Consider the following 15,139-nt stretch of genomic DNA (forward strand, 5'->3'; position numbering starts at 1 on the left):
GCCACTGGAGCCGTTTAGCGGCGCCTTCAGAATGTAGAGTTCAACCTCGGCGGCGGAAATGCTGCCACTCACCCTCAAAAGCTGTGGCGTGTAGTCGAAGACGAGGCTGACAAGGAACGGCTTCCAGCCTTCTTGTTGCCAACCGTACGTACGATCAATCCTGCTTGCATCGGGGTGGCAGTAGTCGCAAAAAAAGTGTTGCGCACGCCATGCGTTGTCTGTGCCCCATCGAGCGACGTGCCGTCAAGCCAGCTGCGCCAGGTGGGAAATCTCGAGCGTGCGGGCATCAAGAGATCGTGGATCAACGGCATTTCGCCAGATCCGCGGGCTTGCGCGAGCCCTTCAATGCCGGCGAGCAGACGGGGTAGACGCGCTCGTCCATGAGCTTGATGGCCGCAAGTCCCCCCCAGCGTCCCCCTCCCTAGCGCACGCCGATGTCGATGCGCTCGGCGAGGAAATCGATGGTCCGCGTGTTGGCGTCCAGCAGTCGATCCGTCTCCGGATACCGGCCCTGGAACCGATCGACGCGGCAGCAGCCACTTCGCTGCGAATGCCGGACTGACCGTCACGGTGAGCGTGGGATTCGGCGACGCGTCTTTCAGCTGCGCACTGCCCAGGCCCAGGCCCAGGCGGTCGAAGCCCTTGCGAATGTCGGGCAGCGCGCGGCGGACTGCATCGGTGAGCACCAGGCGGGCGGTGCCGCTGGTCGCCCGGATGAAGAGCGGCCTCCCAGCCACGACTCGAGGCTGCGCACCAGCTGGCCGACCGCCGCCGGCGTGATGCTGAGTTCTTCGGCTGCCGCCGAAAAGCTCTGGTGGCGCGCCGCGGCCTCGAAGGCCTTGAGTGCGTTCAGATAGCCAGCCGTGAACCTAGGGCGCGGGCTGCCGCCCCTTCGCACGGGAGCACCATCCATCCTTCGGCGCCGGCGCGAGCGTGTGGCAGCAATCGATCTTCAGGGAGAAAGCCGGGTGGCAGCGGCCAACTTCTTCCACGGAAGATCGGCCGGATCGATGGGGAACATGCCCGGTGCGATCGCGAAAAGAATGTCTTCTTCGGGACTCTCCACGACACACTCGAAATCCGCGCGGAAGTGATGCGAGCTCTTGACGACGATGATCTTCATGGTCTCCGGGTCGATACCAACCATTCGGAACAGCTCGCGATCCTGAGCGCCGATCCTGGCACTGGAGACGACGACCAGGACGCCATCGACCTCGAGGCATGCGGTGGGACCGAGACGGGTCCGGAAGCCCGTCATCTTCGGGCCCTTGAAGGTGGTGATGCCGTCGGACAGGGCAACAACCTTGAAGTCGCCAACCACGGGTGGCTCGCTGGGACCCGTGGGCGTGTGCACCGACTCGCCGAGGGTGGATCGGATGGTTGCCCCGATGCCGGCGCGGTGCGCGGATGCCGCGGCCTCCGGGTCATAGAGCACGCCCAACGCCACCCGTCCGGGAAACGCGCGCCCCGCGCCGGCCTTGAGCAAGGCGTGCAGCACGCCGGTCGTGGAACTCGTTCCACCGACGCCGGGGTTGTCTTGCGTGTCCGCGATGACGATGGCCCGTTGGCTCGACGTCGCCCGGGTCAATGCCGTGTCCACCGTCTCGCGCGCCGATCTGGCGGACAGCCGCCACTGCGAAGGTTCGGCGATCGAATCGACGAGGAGCGAGACGGCCTCCCGCGCGCGCGCTCCATGAGACCACACGACCGGTCCGCATTCCTCGAAGTCCGAGGCCGGAAATCCCATGCAGAAGCTGGAGACCGTGCCAAGACGCGCATCGATTTCTTCGATCAGCCGGTAGCAGCCCCTGGCCGGCTCGCTTGCCGTGCCCTGAACATTGATCGAGATGAGGAACGGCAGGCGGTTCGAAGCCTGTGACTCCCTTCCTCCACCCAGCAGCAATCGCTCGAGCAGGACCGCGGCGCGTTCGCCGGTCTTGACGTAGTCGATGTGCGGATAGGTCCTAAAGGCGACCAATGCATCCGCATGGGCCAGCATGGCGCGCGTGACGTTGGCATGGAGATCGAGGCTCGCGACGATCGGCATCGACGGTCCGACGATCGTGCGCAGCCGCGCGAGCAGTTCGCCTTCCGCGTCGTCGCAGCTCTCGGACATGGCCGCCCCGTGCAGTTCGAGATAGATCGCGTCGAAATCGAGCTTGCGCGCATCGGCGGTGATGGCTTCGCAGATCTTCTCGAAGGCGTCGTCCGTCACGTACGACGACGGAACCGCCCCGCACCACAGGCTTGGAACGAGTTCCCACCCCTTCTTTCTGGCGTAGCTCGCGAAACCGGTGGCGGACACGTCCACCGAGGAAATCATGTCCAGCATCGCCTTGCCACGAACGGCCTTCGGGAACGCGTCACCGCGCTCGAACGCCGGCCAGTCGGCGCGGTGAGAGGCGAAGCTGTTGGTTTCGTGCTTGAACCCTGCTGACAGTACGCGCATGGCTTTCTTTCAAGTTCCCGATGAGGACGGATGGACCGGGTGGTCCGAAGAGAGGATGAATCCGAGGCCCATGAGGGTCCTTATCGCTGGCCCAGATGGCGATAGAGCTCGGTGTGGTCCGCGGTCGGCCCCAGGCTCCGGGCCGCGGCCCGGGTGATCTCGTCGACCTGTTCCGCCAGGCGCATTGGCATCTCCAGCCGGCGCCCGAGCGATGCCGCGATGGCCACGTCCTTGGCCTGCAAGGCCAGCGAGAACCCCGAGTCGAAGGCACCGTTCAGCATGAACTGGCGCGCCTTGTTCTGCGTGGTGTTGTTCCTGCCTGTCGATGCGTCGAGGACTTCGACCAGGACTTCGCGATCGATGCCGAATGCGGCGGCGACATGGATGGCCTCCGCGGTGGCAATGAGCGCGGCGGCCGACACGTAGTTGTTCAGCGCCTTGGCGGCATGTCCGGCGCCGATCGGGCCCACGTGCGTGATGGCTTCGCCCATCGCCTTCAGCAAGGGCTTCACGCGCGCCAGCACATCGGCTGCTCCTCCGACCATGATCGCGAGCTTGCCGACCGCGGCCTTCTTCACGCCTCCGGAGACCGGTGCGTCGAGCAGATCGATGTGCGCGTTTTTCAGCCTTTCGCCGAGAAGCCGTGTTCGGGCTGGATCGGCGGAACTCATGTCGACCACCGTCGACCCCGGTGCGAGGTGCGGCAGCAACGCCAGGACGACCCGATCGACGATCTCCGAATCGGGGAGCATCGTGAAGATGCAGGAGCATCCGGAGAAATCGCCAGGACCGGCCGCGCGTCGAACGGCGGGCTGCAGCGCGAGCAAGGCCTCTTCTCGTGCCGGGTTCGCATCCTGGATCGTCAACGAGCAGCCGGCGGCGAGCAGGCGCTGGGCCATCGGTGTGCCCATCATGCCGAGGCCGATGAATCCGACGCGCGTCATGGCTGCTGCCCCGAGCTTTCCATCTCCTTGAAGACATCGGCGGCGACGCGGAAGGAATCGATCGCAGCCGGAACGCCGCAATAGATGGCCGCTTGCAGGAAGACCTCCTTGATCTCGCTCCTGCTCAAGCCGTTGTGGATCGCGCCTCGCACATGGAGCCGCAACTCGTGCGGCCTGTTGAGCGCCGTGATCATCGCGAGGTTGAGAAGCGAACGCGTACGGCGGTCCAGCCCGGGCCGGTTCCAGACATCGCCCCAGCAGTACTGGGTGACCAGCTCCTGCATGTCGATGTTGAAGTCGGTGGCGTTCTGCAGGGCCGTGTCGACATAGTCGGCCCCGAGGACGGCGCGGCGCGTGGCGAGCCCTTGGTCGAAGAGTTCGGGATTTCTGGGTGCGTAGGGACGGGTCATGGTTGGGTTCGAGTCGAGGTGGAGATGTGGGGCGACAGCGTCGGCCTGTCAGCGCATGCCGATTCGAGCGCCCCGAAAGAGGGCCTTGTAGCGCGATGGCTGGGAGCGCCAGTACTGGGGCGGCGCGTCGACCTGGGCACCGAGGACGGCGGCCGCATGCCACGGCCAGTGGGGGTTGTAGAGCACGCCGCGGCCCAGTGCCACCGCATCGGCCTGTCCCTGGGCCACGATGGTCTCGGCCTGTTCCGGTTCGGTGATCAGGCCGACGGCAATGGTCGGCAAGCCAGACTCGGCCCGGATCCTCTCGGCGAACCCGACCTGGTAGCCCGGGGCGGGCGCGATCTTCTGCAAGGGCGACACGCCTCCCGTGGAAACATGAATGGCGGCGCAACCGCGTGCCTTCAGGGCCTGGGCAAATCGAATCGTGGATTCGATGTTCCAGCCGCCATCGACCCAGTCCGTTGCAGAAACGCGGACCCAGACCGGCCGCTCCTCGGGGAACGCGGCACGCACGGCATCGAAGACTTCGAGCGGAAAGCGCATTCGATTCTCCAGGCTGGCCCCGTACGCATCGGTGCGGTGGTTCGAGAGCGGGGACAGGTACTCATGCAGCAGGTAGCCATGCGCCGCGTGAATCTCGATGCCATCGATGCCGAGGCGAGCCGCGCGCCGGGCCGCCGCGATGAAGCCGTCGATCACACGGGCCATGCCCTGGCTGTCCAGCTCGATCGGGGCTTCTTCTTCAGGCCCGTGCGGCAAGGGCGATGGCGCCACGCCGCGCCAGCCCTCGGGCTCGTTCGACCGAATCTGTTGGCCGCCCTGCCAGGGCACCTGGCTCGATGCCTTGCGCCCGCCATGTCCCAGCTGGATCGCAACCTTGACCGGCGAATAGGCGCGCGCCATCTTGAGCACGCGGCCCAGCGACTCTTCGTTGTCGTCGCAGTAGAGGCCAAGGTCCGCCGGGGTGACGCGGCCCTCCGGCAGCACCGCGGTGGCTTCCAGTATCAGCAGGCCCGCGCCCGCCAGCGCGAGCTGGCCCAGATGAAGGGCATGCCAGTCGCCGGCGCTGCCATCCTTGGCCGCGTACTGGGCCATGGGCGCGATGACGACCCGGTTGTCCAGATCGAGCTGTCCGATCTGCCAAGGAGAAAAAAGATGACTCACGAGAGGGTTCCGTAGGGAAGGGGGAAAAGGGAAAGAAGGCGAAGCACCCGCCCGTCGCCGCGAGAGGACGCTAGAGAGCGGCGATCCAGTCGGTGATTGCGGCGTTCAAGGCGTCCGGGCGGTCCTGCATGACCCAGTGCCCGACTTCCGGCCAGGTCTCGACCCTGGACTTGGTGTTCGAGAACCACGAGCTCATGCGCGATCCTTGCTCGGGGTCCCGGCAGATGTGAAAGAAAGGCTGTCGGATACCGCGCAGAAAGATCTCGCTCGCATCGCCCGCGCCGACCTGGCCCGCGCCGAAGAAGAGCAGCGCGAACGACTCGCGGATGACGTGCGCGGCCATGCCTTGCACCCGCCTGGCGTGCCATCGCCTGAACGCGGGCGCGGTCGACGGTTGGTAGGCTGCTTCGAAGAGAGCAGGCACGACAGTCGCGGGATCTCCAGACTCCAGTGCTTCGGCGGTCTTCAGGAAGAAAGCAGCCGCTTCCGGGGAGAAGCCGAGCGCGCCATCGACCGACACCACGGCGGTGACCAGGTCGGGCCTCTTCGCGGCAAGCCGCGCCGCGATCTGCGCGCCCATCGAGTGGCCGATCACCACGAAGGTCTCGCCGGCATGGCGCGTGGCGAGCAAGGATTCCAGGTCGCTCAGGTAGTGGTCGGGGCTGTAGCCGCCGGAGGCCGGTACCTCGGACCGTCCATGTCCCCGCAGGTCCACGGCGATGACCCGATGCCGGGCTTCGAGCGCGGGCAACTGCCAGCTCCAGTCGTGGGAGTCGCAAGTCCATCCATGCAGGAGCAGGACATTCGAGCCTTTGCCGGACTCGGTGCAGAAGAGTCGGGCCACGCCGCGCCGTTCAGGATCGGATTCAGTCGTTGTCATTCGACCTCCGTGCTGGTGTGTTCCAAAGCGAAGCGCGCGATCTCGTCATGCCGGGCGAACCACACGCCGCCGGGAAGCGTCCTGGCATGCTTGATGATCTCTTCCACGATCCATAGCCGGGAACGATTGGTGATCACGTGCGGGTGCATGGTGAGTTCGAAGAGGCCGCCTTCGGCGTGCGCTCCCTCGAGTTCACGCCTGAAGATGTCGAAGACATCCGAGGGCGGGGTGTACGGGCGCAGGCCCTGGAAGCGATGCATCAGAAAGTAGACGGCGTCGTCGCGCACCCAATCGAACGGCAGCTCGACCAGGCCGGTCGGTTCGCCGTCCATCATGAGTTCGTAGCAATCGTCGTCCGCGGCCATCGACGAGTCGTAGGCGAACCCGAGCTCGCGCAGCAACTGCAGCGTGTTCGGGGAGAAGTCTCCCGACGGCGAGCGGTAGCCCGTGGGCCGAACGCCCGTGATGCGCTCGAGGGCATCGAGCGAGCGCTGAATCAGATCGCGCTCGTCCGGCAAGGCAAGGCCGGAATTGAGCTCGTGGATCCAGCCGTGCACGCCGATCTCGTGTCCCGCTTTCACGATGGTTCGCTGCTCGTCCGGATAGAGGAGCGCGCTGACGGCCGGCACATAGAAGCTCGCGGGGACGCCATGCCGCTCGAGCATCGAGAGTATGCGCGGCACGCCGATACGATTGCCATACTGGCCCCACGCCAAGCGGTTGACCGACTTGGCGCCGTCGCGCAGTTCGTTGGTCTCGTGATCGGAATCGAATGCCAGCGCCACGGCGAACCTGGCACCGTCCTTCCATGAGCGGGGGCGAAGGCGCCGACCGGCGCGCACGCGATAAACGCGGCGGCGCCATTCCTCTTCCGGCCATTGCCATGGCTGCATCTTTTCTTGATCGATCGGCATGTCTGCTTCCTTTGTGTGTGACGCTGCTGGGGGTACACGGAAGGTAGCCAGTCGCACCGGCGATGCTTGGCCATTTGAGGCGGCGAATGTGCGCTTTGGGGCATGGCGCTCCTTCTTCGCCAACAACGAGCCGATCTCGCTGGGGATGGCGGTGGATGCGGCATCCGATCGCACGGCGCCGCGGATCGAAGGTTCCCCGAACATGCCCCATTCAGCAAAATCGACGCCCCAAAAGGTCAATCGAAAGCTGGCAAAGCGAGCAATCTCGCTGCTGTCGATCGGCCGATCGGCCGCTTCGATGTCGAGACAAGAGACGGCGACCGCCTTGCAAGAGGCGCTCGTCCCGACCCACCACAAGCATGACCAGATTCAATCTGGCGGAAAGACAAAATGTCCACGCCCCCCTTCATTGCAGTTGCCGCGCCAGGGCATTCGCTTCCCGCAAAAGGGCCCCGCTCCAGGCTGGCGAGGTTCAGAGCAGTGGCCGCGCCGCTGATGGGAAACGTTCTGGAGTGGTATGACTTCGCCGTCTACGCTTTCATCGCGGCATACATCGCCAAGAACTTCTTTCCGACCTCGGCGCCCGCAACGGCGCTGTTGAGTTCGTTCGCGGTGTTTGGCGTCGGCTTTCTGGCACGTCCCCTCGGCAGCCTCGTGATCGGCCGCATCGGCGATGTGCGTGGCCGAAGGAGCGCATTGCTGCTCACGATGTACCTGATGACGGCAGGCACGCTGCTGCTCGCGATCCTGCCGACCTACGCGACGGCGGGGGTCATTGCCCCGGCCCTGCTCGTGGTCGCGCGCCTGCTGCAAGGCTTCTCGGCCGGCGGAGAGTGGGGTGGATCGGTCAGCTACATCGTCGAATGGTCGCCGGAGCGCCGGCGGGGGCTGTTCGGCAGCCTGCATGTGTTCGGCGTGATCGGCGGGTTCCTGCTGGGGTCGGGCGTGGCTGCGCTCGTCAACTCGGTACTGAGCGCGCAGGAGATGGCGGATTGGGGCTGGAGAGTGCCCTTCGTCATCGGTTGCCTGATCGGGCCCGTCGCTCTGTGGATGCGGCGCGCGGTGGCCGAAACACCGGCGTTCGAGAAGGCCGTGGCTGAACGCGTGGCGCCCATTCCCATGCTCGAGGACAAGGAAGGTTGCAAGCTGGCGATCAAGGCCGGTGGTGTCTCCGTGCTCTCCAACATCAGCTTCTATGTGATGTTGCTGTACATGCCGACATGGGTCACGACGAACCTGAAGCTGTCCATGGCCGATGCGCTGTGGGCCAACACCGTCGGCCTTGTCTGCGTTTTCGTGCTCACCCCCTGCTTCGGTCTTCTCTCCGACCTGATTGGCAGGAAGAAGGTGCTGCTGTTCTCGTGCGCGGCCGTTCTTCTGGTGGCCTACCCGGCCTTTGGTCATCTTCTCGCACTCGAATCGGCGACCTTGAAAGACGTCGTCCTGGTCCAGTGCATCTTTGCGATCATCCTCGCTTCGATCTACGGGGTGCAGCCCACGACCATCGTGGAGATGTTTCCCACGCGCAACCGGACGACCTGGATGAGCATAGGCTACGGGTTGACCGCTTCGGTGTTCGGCGGCTTCGCGCCATTCATCGCGGTGTGGTTGATCCAGACGTTCCAGAACCCGATCGCACCGGTCTACTACCTCATCTTCGGCGCGATCCTTTCGGCCTTCTTCACGTTTGCGATCAAGGAAACCGCATTCGAGACGCTGAAGTAGGCACACACCAGCCTTCAGGCCATGTCCATTGGAGATCGCAGCCCATGAGAGGGAAGCCAGCACCCAGATCGATCCGGAGCGCGACACTCATCGGGTACTTCGAGGCGGCTCGCGCGGCGGGGCTCGATCCCGAACGGATGCTGTGCCGTGTGGGATTGGACCCTTCCTGCATGGACGATCTCGAGACGCAGATCTCGCTGGACGCCTTCTGGCGCCTGCTGTCCGAGTCGGCTCGACTGGGGAATTGTCCCGACTTCGGCATGCGGGCCGCCATCGAGCGTGGCGTGCCCAACCTGGGGGCGGTCAGCCTGCTGATGCGCGAGGCGGAAACGGTGGAGGAGGCCATCAACTTCTACACCACGCATCTTGCCTTGCATGCCGATGGAACTCTGATCCAGTTGGACCAGCGATTCCAGTCGCCGCTGATCGTCACGGAGCTCCAGGCCCGGACCAGGGAGGAGTCCTTTCAGGCGACCCAGTTCTGCCTGGTGGGAATCACCATGCAGGTTCGATGGCTGATCGGGGAGGCCTTTCAGCCGGACGTGGTCTCCTTTTCGTTCGCCAAGCCTCCAAGGATGCCGACGGTCGAGCGCTTCTTCAAATGCCCGGTCCAGTTCAAGCAGCTGATATCCGGATTGGTACTCAACCGAAGCGTGTTGCAACGGCGGCCCGTCACATCGGCGCCTTTCCTGCGAAAGCTCGCGCGGCAGCAGCTCGAGCCTCTGATCAAGCGCTCGCCGGGCGGATTCTCGACGAGGGTCGAGCGCCTGCTGCGAACCCTGCTCGACGATGGGAACTGCGATTCGCAGTCCGTGGCCGACTACTTCCAGATCGATCGCCGGACCTTGAGCCGCAGGCTGGCGAACGATGGGGAGACGTTCTCCGGCATCCTGCAACGCATCCGGGTGGAGGTCGCCTGCCGCGCCCTGGCCGGCTCCGACTCACCGATGTCGATGATCGCGGACGAGACCGGCTTCGAGAGCCTCAGCACTTTCAGCCGCTGGTTCCAGCAGTCCTTCGGCTGTACCGCATCCCGGTGGCGGGCGTGCAACGCCGCGGGCGATGCCTAGGAGTCTGCGGGGCAGGAGCCGCATCGGCTGCAACGCGCGAGAAAACGGTCCATCGCGGCGCTCGGCCGTCGGCAGCAGGGCGCGGTCGGCGCTGCCCATGAATTCGAAGAGCGAGAAACTGCGCAGGTTCACCAGCAGCACGCCGAACAGCGCAAAGCCACGCAGGGCATCGATGAGTTCGAGCCGATGAGTGGCGGCGGGGATCAACATTGCCCTCGGCGCGATCGACCATGTTTGCGACGGTGAGAGAGGTGGCATGACAAGTCCAGGGGGTATCGATGGGTGGCGGAGTCTGCGAAGCGACGGAGAGGACACGGCGTGGCGCGACAACCCGTGAGGTGCAGAACTCCAAGGCCTGCAGAGATACGCGTCGGCCTCATGCTAGGCAGGCGCATTGACTCAACATTACGCAGGCTGCCGGAGCCCGTTGCGTCGGCAGCCGCTGCAGAACATCGCACAGGTAGACCCAAGGCTCGCGGCTGTACATGCTTGCTGACTGCACCAAGCTGATTTTCACAACCGTGCGTTGCTCGGCCAATTCGCCAACCACGAACATCCCGGCTCTGCGTACTAGTGCCAAGCCTCGATCATCGTGCTCATCGATGGTGAGCCAATCGGATGTTGCTGTCTTAGGCAACCGACCGGCAGTGGAGGTCAGCTGTTGATTTGCCATTCATCAGGCACACACTGAGCGGGGACTGAGATCGCCCGTCATGGACTGGCTGATCAAGCGCACCATGAAGGGCATCCGGCGCACCTTCGATGTGGTACCGCGTCGCGTGAAGGCGCTAGTGAAGGCAGACCTTCTGGAGATGTTGGTTCTGGTCAACCGACAGAAGCCCCTTGAACGCGGCGCGCGACCGGGCGTTGTTGTTGATCGGTGTTGCAGGGGCCTTGCGATGACATCCAGCCGCCGCATCTTCATCCTGACCCTCGCCGCGACGGGCGCTGCCGCCTGCGCCTCCGATGCGTTCGCGCAAGCCCAGCTCGACGAGAGAGAGCTGCAAGCCGTGGCGCTCGGCTATGTCGCAGATTCGGCCAGGGCCGATACGAAGAAATCCCCGAAGCAAGACAACGCCCAGCTGTGCAACGGCTGCGCACTGTGGCAATCGAAGCCGACCGACCCGCAGGGCAACTGCGCGCTGTTCTTCGGCAAGCAGGTTAACGCCAGGGGGTGGTGCAGCGCCTGGGCGAAGAAGGCCTGAGTGCCGGGCTGCCGGCAGCCCGGCACTCAAAGACCCAGTGCGACCCCATCACCGCGAGGGTCGTGCGCGCCCGCCAGGCTGCCGTCGGCTTCGAAGCGGATCACGCCGGGCAGCCCTGCCAGTGGGCTGTGCGCGGCGATGGGCGCGACCTCGTGGCCGCGCGCGGTCAACGATGCAATCACCTCGGGCCCCACGTCCTGCTCCAGCTTCAGGCTGTCGCGGCTGTCGGAGAAGGTCCGTCCGAGCAGGAAGCGCGGCCTTGCCAGTGCCTGCGCGGGGTCCAGGCCGAAGTCGATCAGGCGGGTGAGCAGCGCCACCAGGGTCTGCGGCTGCCCGTCCGCGCCCTGCGTGCCCAGCAGCAGCTCGGGCCGACCGTCGCGCATGAAGGCGACGGGGTTCAGCGTATGGAAGGGCCGCTTGCCGCCGCGCAGCCCGTTGGGATGGCTCGCATCGTGGTGGAAGGCCGCGCCGCGGTTGTGCCACAGCACACCGGTGTCGCCAGCCACGACACCGCTGCCCCAGTCGTAGTAGATGCTCTGGAGCACGCCCGCACCACGGCCCGAGGCGTCCGCGGCCGCGAAGAACACGGTGTCGCCGTGGCGGAATCGTTGGGGCCAGGGCATCGCCCGTGCGCCGGCTTGCGCCCGCGCCGCCTGCTGGTGGATGTAGGCGGCGTCGAGCAGCCGCTGCACGGGCACCTCGGTGAAATCGGGGTCGGCCAGGAAGCGGTCGCGGTCGACGAAGGCCAGCTTGATCGCCTCGACCATCCGGTGGAAGTGCTCGGCGCTGCCTTCGGCGATACCGGAGAAATCCTGCTCGCCGAGGATGCCCATGGCTTCCAGCGTGGCGAAGCCCTGCGTCGGCGGCGGCAGGCTCAGCAGCGTGCCGCCGCGGTAGGGCACGGCCAGCGGCGTCACTTCCCGAGCGCGGGTGCTGCGCATGTCGTCCAGCGTGAGCGGCGAACCCGCGGCCTGCAGGCCGGCCGCGAGGCGGTGCGCGACTTCGCCTTCGTAGAACTCGCGCGGGCCCTGCGCCGCGAGCCGCGACAGCGTGTGCGCCAGCCCGGGCTGGTGCTGGTGCGAAGGCCCGACGGGAAACGCCGCGTCGAAGCCGTGCCAGTGCTGCGCCTCCGCGGCCCGCATCTCGTGCCAGAAGCGCTGCGAGGCCGACACAGCGAAGCCCTCCTGCGCATGCTCGATCGCGCGAGACAGCAGCGACGCCCAGCGCTGGCGGCCCTGCCAGTCGCGCGCCGAGATGTCGAAGGCCCGGGCCCAACTGTCCACCGCCGCGGCCGTGGTCAATGCCGACGCGCCGCCGCGCAGCGGGACTGGCCCCGACAGCGGCGGGAGCGCTGCGGCGGCCTGCCCGACGCCGGAGATGCCGCGCACCGGCGCACCGGGCTGCGCGATGAGCCAGAAACCGTCGCCTCCGAGCCCGGTGAAGTGCGGGCACACGACGCACAGCACGGCCGCCATGGCGATGGCGGCCTCGATGGCATTGCCGCCATCGGCCAGCACCTCCAGGCCCGCCGCACTGGCCAGCGGATGGGGGCTCGTCACCATGCCTCGCCGGGAGGTGGCCGAAGCAGGTGCGGCGGGCTGGTGTGTGGGCTCAGCGGACATGGAAGCAGTCATGCGGACGTTCGTTCATGGCGCCTGCGTCAGGAAGGCCGCCACCATCTGGCGGGTCATCTTCTGGTGCGCCTTCTGCCAGGCCGCGGCCTGCAGGTCCTTGTTGAAGATGCGTGACAGCGTGAACGCATGGGCGCGGCCGTAGTACGACAGGCTCACCATCGCCACGTACAGGTGCAGCGCATCGATGCCACTGCGCACGACGCCTGCCGCCACCCCGCGCACCAGCAGGCGGCGGATCAGCGCGATCACCGGCGATGACATCTCTGGGATCCGGTTCGAGCGCGCGAGATGCCGCGCCTCGTTGAGGTTCTCGAAGGCCAGCAGCTTGCGCAGCCGCGGGTGCGTCGCGAAGTGGTGGTCCACGAAATCGGCGATGTGCAGCAGGCCGGTCAGCGGCTCCTCGGCCTCCGGGTCCAGCCGGAGTTCTTCGTGCCGCAGGTCGGCCATCACCGCCTCGAGCACGGCGACGTACAGGTCGTCCTTGCTCCCGAAGTAGTGGTACAGCATGCGGATGTTCGTGCCGGCGAGCCGTGCGATGCGTTCGGTGCGCGCGCCGCTGTAGCCCTCGTTCGAGAACTCGTCGATCGCCGCTTCCAGGAGCTTCGCGCGCGTGAGTGCGGCGTCGCGCCGCGCGATCGTCTCCTGGGCCGGCGCCTGCCGTGGGGAAAGTTTGCTCATCGTGTGGATGGGAATGCAGGCGCTAGTGTCGCGGCAAGTTCGAGCAGCCGTTCGTCATTGCCCCTGGCCGAGATGAAGGATGCGTAAGGCGGCAGGCCCTCGGCAGCCGGCAGCGGAAACACCACCTGCGGCAGCCCCGCATGGCCGGCCACCGCGCCGAGCGCCAGTGCGCGCTCGTAGAAGGCGCCGCGCTGAGCCGCATCGGCGCGGCGCGACAGCGCGAAGCAGGGTGCGACGGGAATCAGCCACGCCTCGTCGGGGCCCATCCTCTGCGTCAGCCGCGCGGCGGCCTGCGCGCGCCATTCGCTCCAGCGCGTTCCCTGTGCGGCATCGAGCGCCAGCGCCGCCTCGAAGCGCGGCGCGATGGCGGCACCGAAGCGCGGCCGCTGTCGCCGGATCCACGGGCCGACGTGAGCCTGGATCTCCAGGCCCTGGAGCACGGCATAGGCTTCGAACCAGTCGCGCCAGTCGCTGCCGCCATAGGCGCTGCGCTCGCTGTCGATGCGCATCAGGCGGGCCCACGCGGCCAGCGGCTCGCGCACCGCGGGCTCCGCCAGCGCCAGCGCGTCCGTGGCCACGCACAGGCGCAGGGGCGGCGCGGGCCGGTCGCTGCCGATGCGGGCTTCGGTGCCGAGCAGCGCATGCCCGGCGCGGCGCAGCAGGTCGGCATCGCGCGCGAACCACCCCACCGTGTCGTAGCTCGGTGCGAAGGGCAGGACCCCGTCGAGCGGGATCCGGCCGTGCGTGGGCCGCATCGCGGCTACCCCGCAGAACGCCGCCGGTACGCGCACCGAGCCGCCCGTGTCGGTGCCCAGCGCCAGGTCGACCTCCGCCCATGCGACCGCGGCGGCGCTGCCGCTGGACGACCCACCGGGCAGCCGATCGGGGTCGCGCGGATGGCGCGGCGCGCCGTAGTGGGCGTTCTCGCCCTCCAGGCTGAAGGCGAGTTCGTCGCTGATCGTCTTGCCGACGACCCGCGCGCCTGCGTCACGCAGCGCGGCCACGCAGGGCGCGTCGTGCACGGCCGGCGCGTGGCTGGCGGCCCAGTCCGGGTTACCGCCGCCGGTAACGGCGCCTGCGATGTCGATGAGGTCCTTCACGCCCAGGCGCACCCCGTTCAGCGCGCCGACGCCGGTGGCGGGCCGCTCGCAGCGGGGGCCGGGCATCCAGCCGCCCGATCCGTGCGCTGTCTCCGTGTGCATCAGGCGGGCAGCGCCGCGAGCACGGCGGCCGAGTCGGTCACGAAGCCGAAGCACTTCTTGACGTTCCAGATCGTCGCCTCGGTGCAGAAGTCCGGCGAGCTCGTGGCGCAGCAGTCGCTTAGCATCACGCAGCCGTAGCCCAGGAAGTTGGCGTCGGTGAGCGTGTGCAGCACGCACTGGTCGGTGTTGCAGCCCGCGAAGAGGATGCTGCGCACCCCGAGGTTGCGCAGGATGCTGTCCAGCGGCGTGTCCCAGAAGCCGCTGATGCGGTGCTTGTCGACCAGAAAGTCGCCTTCGTGCGGTGCGAGCTCGTCCACGATGGCCGCGGCCCACGAGTCCTTCTGCAGCACGTGGCCCTTGCCGCCGGGCAGCGGGTCGCCCAGGCCGACGCCCGTGCCGCTGTTCTTGTACAGATGGATCTGGTTGGGTGGCATGTTGGCCAGGTCCGGGCGGTTGCCCCAGTTGACCCAGACGACCGGCACGCCGGCGCGGCGCAGCCCGGGCAGCAGCTTCTGCAGCGGGGCGATCGGCGTGCGGTCCGCCGCATAGTTGCCGCCGATGTGGTCGACCCATCCGCCCTCGGTGCAGAAGTCGTTCTGCAGGTCGATGATGACGATGGCCGTGCGGCGCAGGTCGAGCACCACGTTCTGCGGCTGCGCCTGCACCCGAGCGCGCAGCGGCGCGGGCGGCTCCACGGACATATCGACCTCGCGCTCGCTGGCGACCCAGTAGTACTGCTGGCCCAGGCCCAGGGCGCCGTCGGGCCGGGCATCGGGAAGATAGGGGTGGCGTTTCATCAAAGGCTCCGGTGGTGTGCGGGCGAAGGGCGCATCGCCGCAGGCTGGTGCATTCGTTGCGGTAGCC

At 66.9% G+C, this 15,139-nt stretch carries 14 protein-coding genes and 1 pseudogene; 4 read left to right on the plus strand and 11 right to left on the minus strand.

The genetic code is table 11. From position 1 onward, the window contains the following. Positions 1–200: 200 nt before the first annotated feature. The 7 genes and pseudogenes from R0232_RS42625 to R0232_RS42655 form a co-directional block, all read right to left on the minus strand. Positions 201–913 (minus strand): annotated as a pseudogene (locus tag R0232_RS42625) (LysR family transcriptional regulator); the annotation flags it as partial. A gap of 39 nt (positions 914–952) precedes the next feature. Then, positions 953–2,449, minus strand: coding sequence for a M81 family metallopeptidase (locus tag R0232_RS42630; RefSeq protein WP_431513393.1), 1,497 nt, complete (start codon positions 2,447–2,449; stop codon positions 953–955). Between the two features lie 80 nt (positions 2,450–2,529). Beyond that, a complete protein-coding gene (locus R0232_RS42635) occupies positions 2,530–3,393 on the minus strand; it encodes an NAD(P)-dependent oxidoreductase (RefSeq protein ID WP_431513394.1) in 864 nt (287 codons plus the stop codon). Beyond that, on the minus strand, positions 3,390–3,803 hold the full coding sequence (locus tag R0232_RS42640) for a carboxymuconolactone decarboxylase family protein (protein ID WP_431513395.1): 414 nt from the start codon (positions 3,801–3,803) through the stop codon (positions 3,390–3,392). Before R0232_RS42640 ends, R0232_RS42635 begins: the two co-directional genes overlap by 4 nt. Before the next feature lie 48 nt (positions 3,804–3,851). Then, positions 3,852–4,967, minus strand: coding sequence for an NADH:flavin oxidoreductase/NADH oxidase (locus R0232_RS42645; RefSeq protein ID WP_431513396.1), 1,116 nt, complete (start codon positions 4,965–4,967; stop codon positions 3,852–3,854). Between the two features lie 70 nt (positions 4,968–5,037). Next, a complete protein-coding gene (locus tag R0232_RS42650; protein WP_431513397.1) occupies positions 5,038–5,847 on the minus strand; it encodes an alpha/beta fold hydrolase in 810 nt (269 codons plus the stop codon). Next, positions 5,844–6,761: a polysaccharide deacetylase family protein gene (locus tag R0232_RS42655; RefSeq protein WP_431513398.1), complete on the minus strand. Its 918-nt coding sequence runs from the start codon at positions 6,759–6,761 to the stop codon at positions 5,844–5,846. Before R0232_RS42655 ends, R0232_RS42650 begins: the two co-directional genes overlap by 4 nt. On the opposite strand from R0232_RS42655, the gene R0232_RS42660 reads away from it, so the two are divergent. From R0232_RS42660 to R0232_RS42675, 4 genes are all read left to right on the plus strand, one after another. Next, positions 6,760–7,257, plus strand: a complete 498-nt coding sequence (locus R0232_RS42660) for a hypothetical protein (RefSeq protein WP_431513399.1) — start codon at positions 6,760–6,762, stop codon at positions 7,255–7,257. The genes R0232_RS42655 and R0232_RS42660 overlap by 2 nt on opposite strands. Beyond that, positions 7,242–8,486, plus strand: a complete 1,245-nt coding sequence (locus tag R0232_RS42665; protein ID WP_431513400.1) for an MFS transporter — start codon at positions 7,242–7,244, stop codon at positions 8,484–8,486. The genes R0232_RS42660 and R0232_RS42665 overlap by 16 nt, the downstream gene beginning before the upstream one ends. Before the next feature lie 170 nt (positions 8,487–8,656). After that, positions 8,657–9,556, plus strand: coding sequence for an AraC family transcriptional regulator ligand-binding domain-containing protein (locus tag R0232_RS42670; RefSeq protein ID WP_431513401.1), 900 nt, complete (start codon positions 8,657–8,659; stop codon positions 9,554–9,556). A gap of 713 nt (positions 9,557–10,269) precedes the next feature. Next, positions 10,270–10,761: a high-potential iron-sulfur protein gene (locus R0232_RS42675; RefSeq protein ID WP_431513402.1), complete on the plus strand. Its 492-nt coding sequence runs from the start codon at positions 10,270–10,272 to the stop codon at positions 10,759–10,761. 26 nt (positions 10,762–10,787) lie between these two features. Here the strand turns inward: R0232_RS42675 and R0232_RS42680 are convergent, their stop codons facing one another. The 4 genes from R0232_RS42680 to R0232_RS42695 all read right to left on the minus strand — a co-directional run bounded on the left by R0232_RS42680 (position 10,788) and on the right by R0232_RS42695 (position 15,072). Next, complete coding sequence (locus R0232_RS42680) at positions 10,788–12,323, minus strand: gamma-glutamyltransferase family protein (RefSeq protein WP_431513403.1); 1,536 nt, start codon at positions 12,321–12,323, stop codon at positions 10,788–10,790. A gap of 84 nt (positions 12,324–12,407) precedes the next feature. Next, a complete protein-coding gene (locus R0232_RS42685; protein WP_019657324.1) occupies positions 12,408–13,073 on the minus strand; it encodes a TetR/AcrR family transcriptional regulator in 666 nt (221 codons plus the stop codon). Next, positions 13,070–14,239, minus strand: coding sequence for an amidase (locus R0232_RS42690; protein WP_431513404.1), 1,170 nt, complete (start codon positions 14,237–14,239; stop codon positions 13,070–13,072). Before R0232_RS42690 ends, R0232_RS42685 begins: the two co-directional genes overlap by 4 nt. A gap of 35 nt (positions 14,240–14,274) precedes the next feature. Further along, the gene (locus tag R0232_RS42695; RefSeq protein WP_019657322.1) at positions 14,275–15,072 is read right to left on the minus strand and encodes a cysteine hydrolase; all 798 of its coding nucleotides are present in this window, start codon (positions 15,070–15,072) and stop codon (positions 14,275–14,277) included. Positions 15,073–15,139: the final 67 nt, after the last annotated feature.

It is taken from the genome of Variovorax sp. DAIF25, from assembly GCF_050711835.1.
Classification (GTDB): domain Bacteria; phylum Pseudomonadota; class Gammaproteobacteria; order Burkholderiales; family Burkholderiaceae_C; genus Variovorax.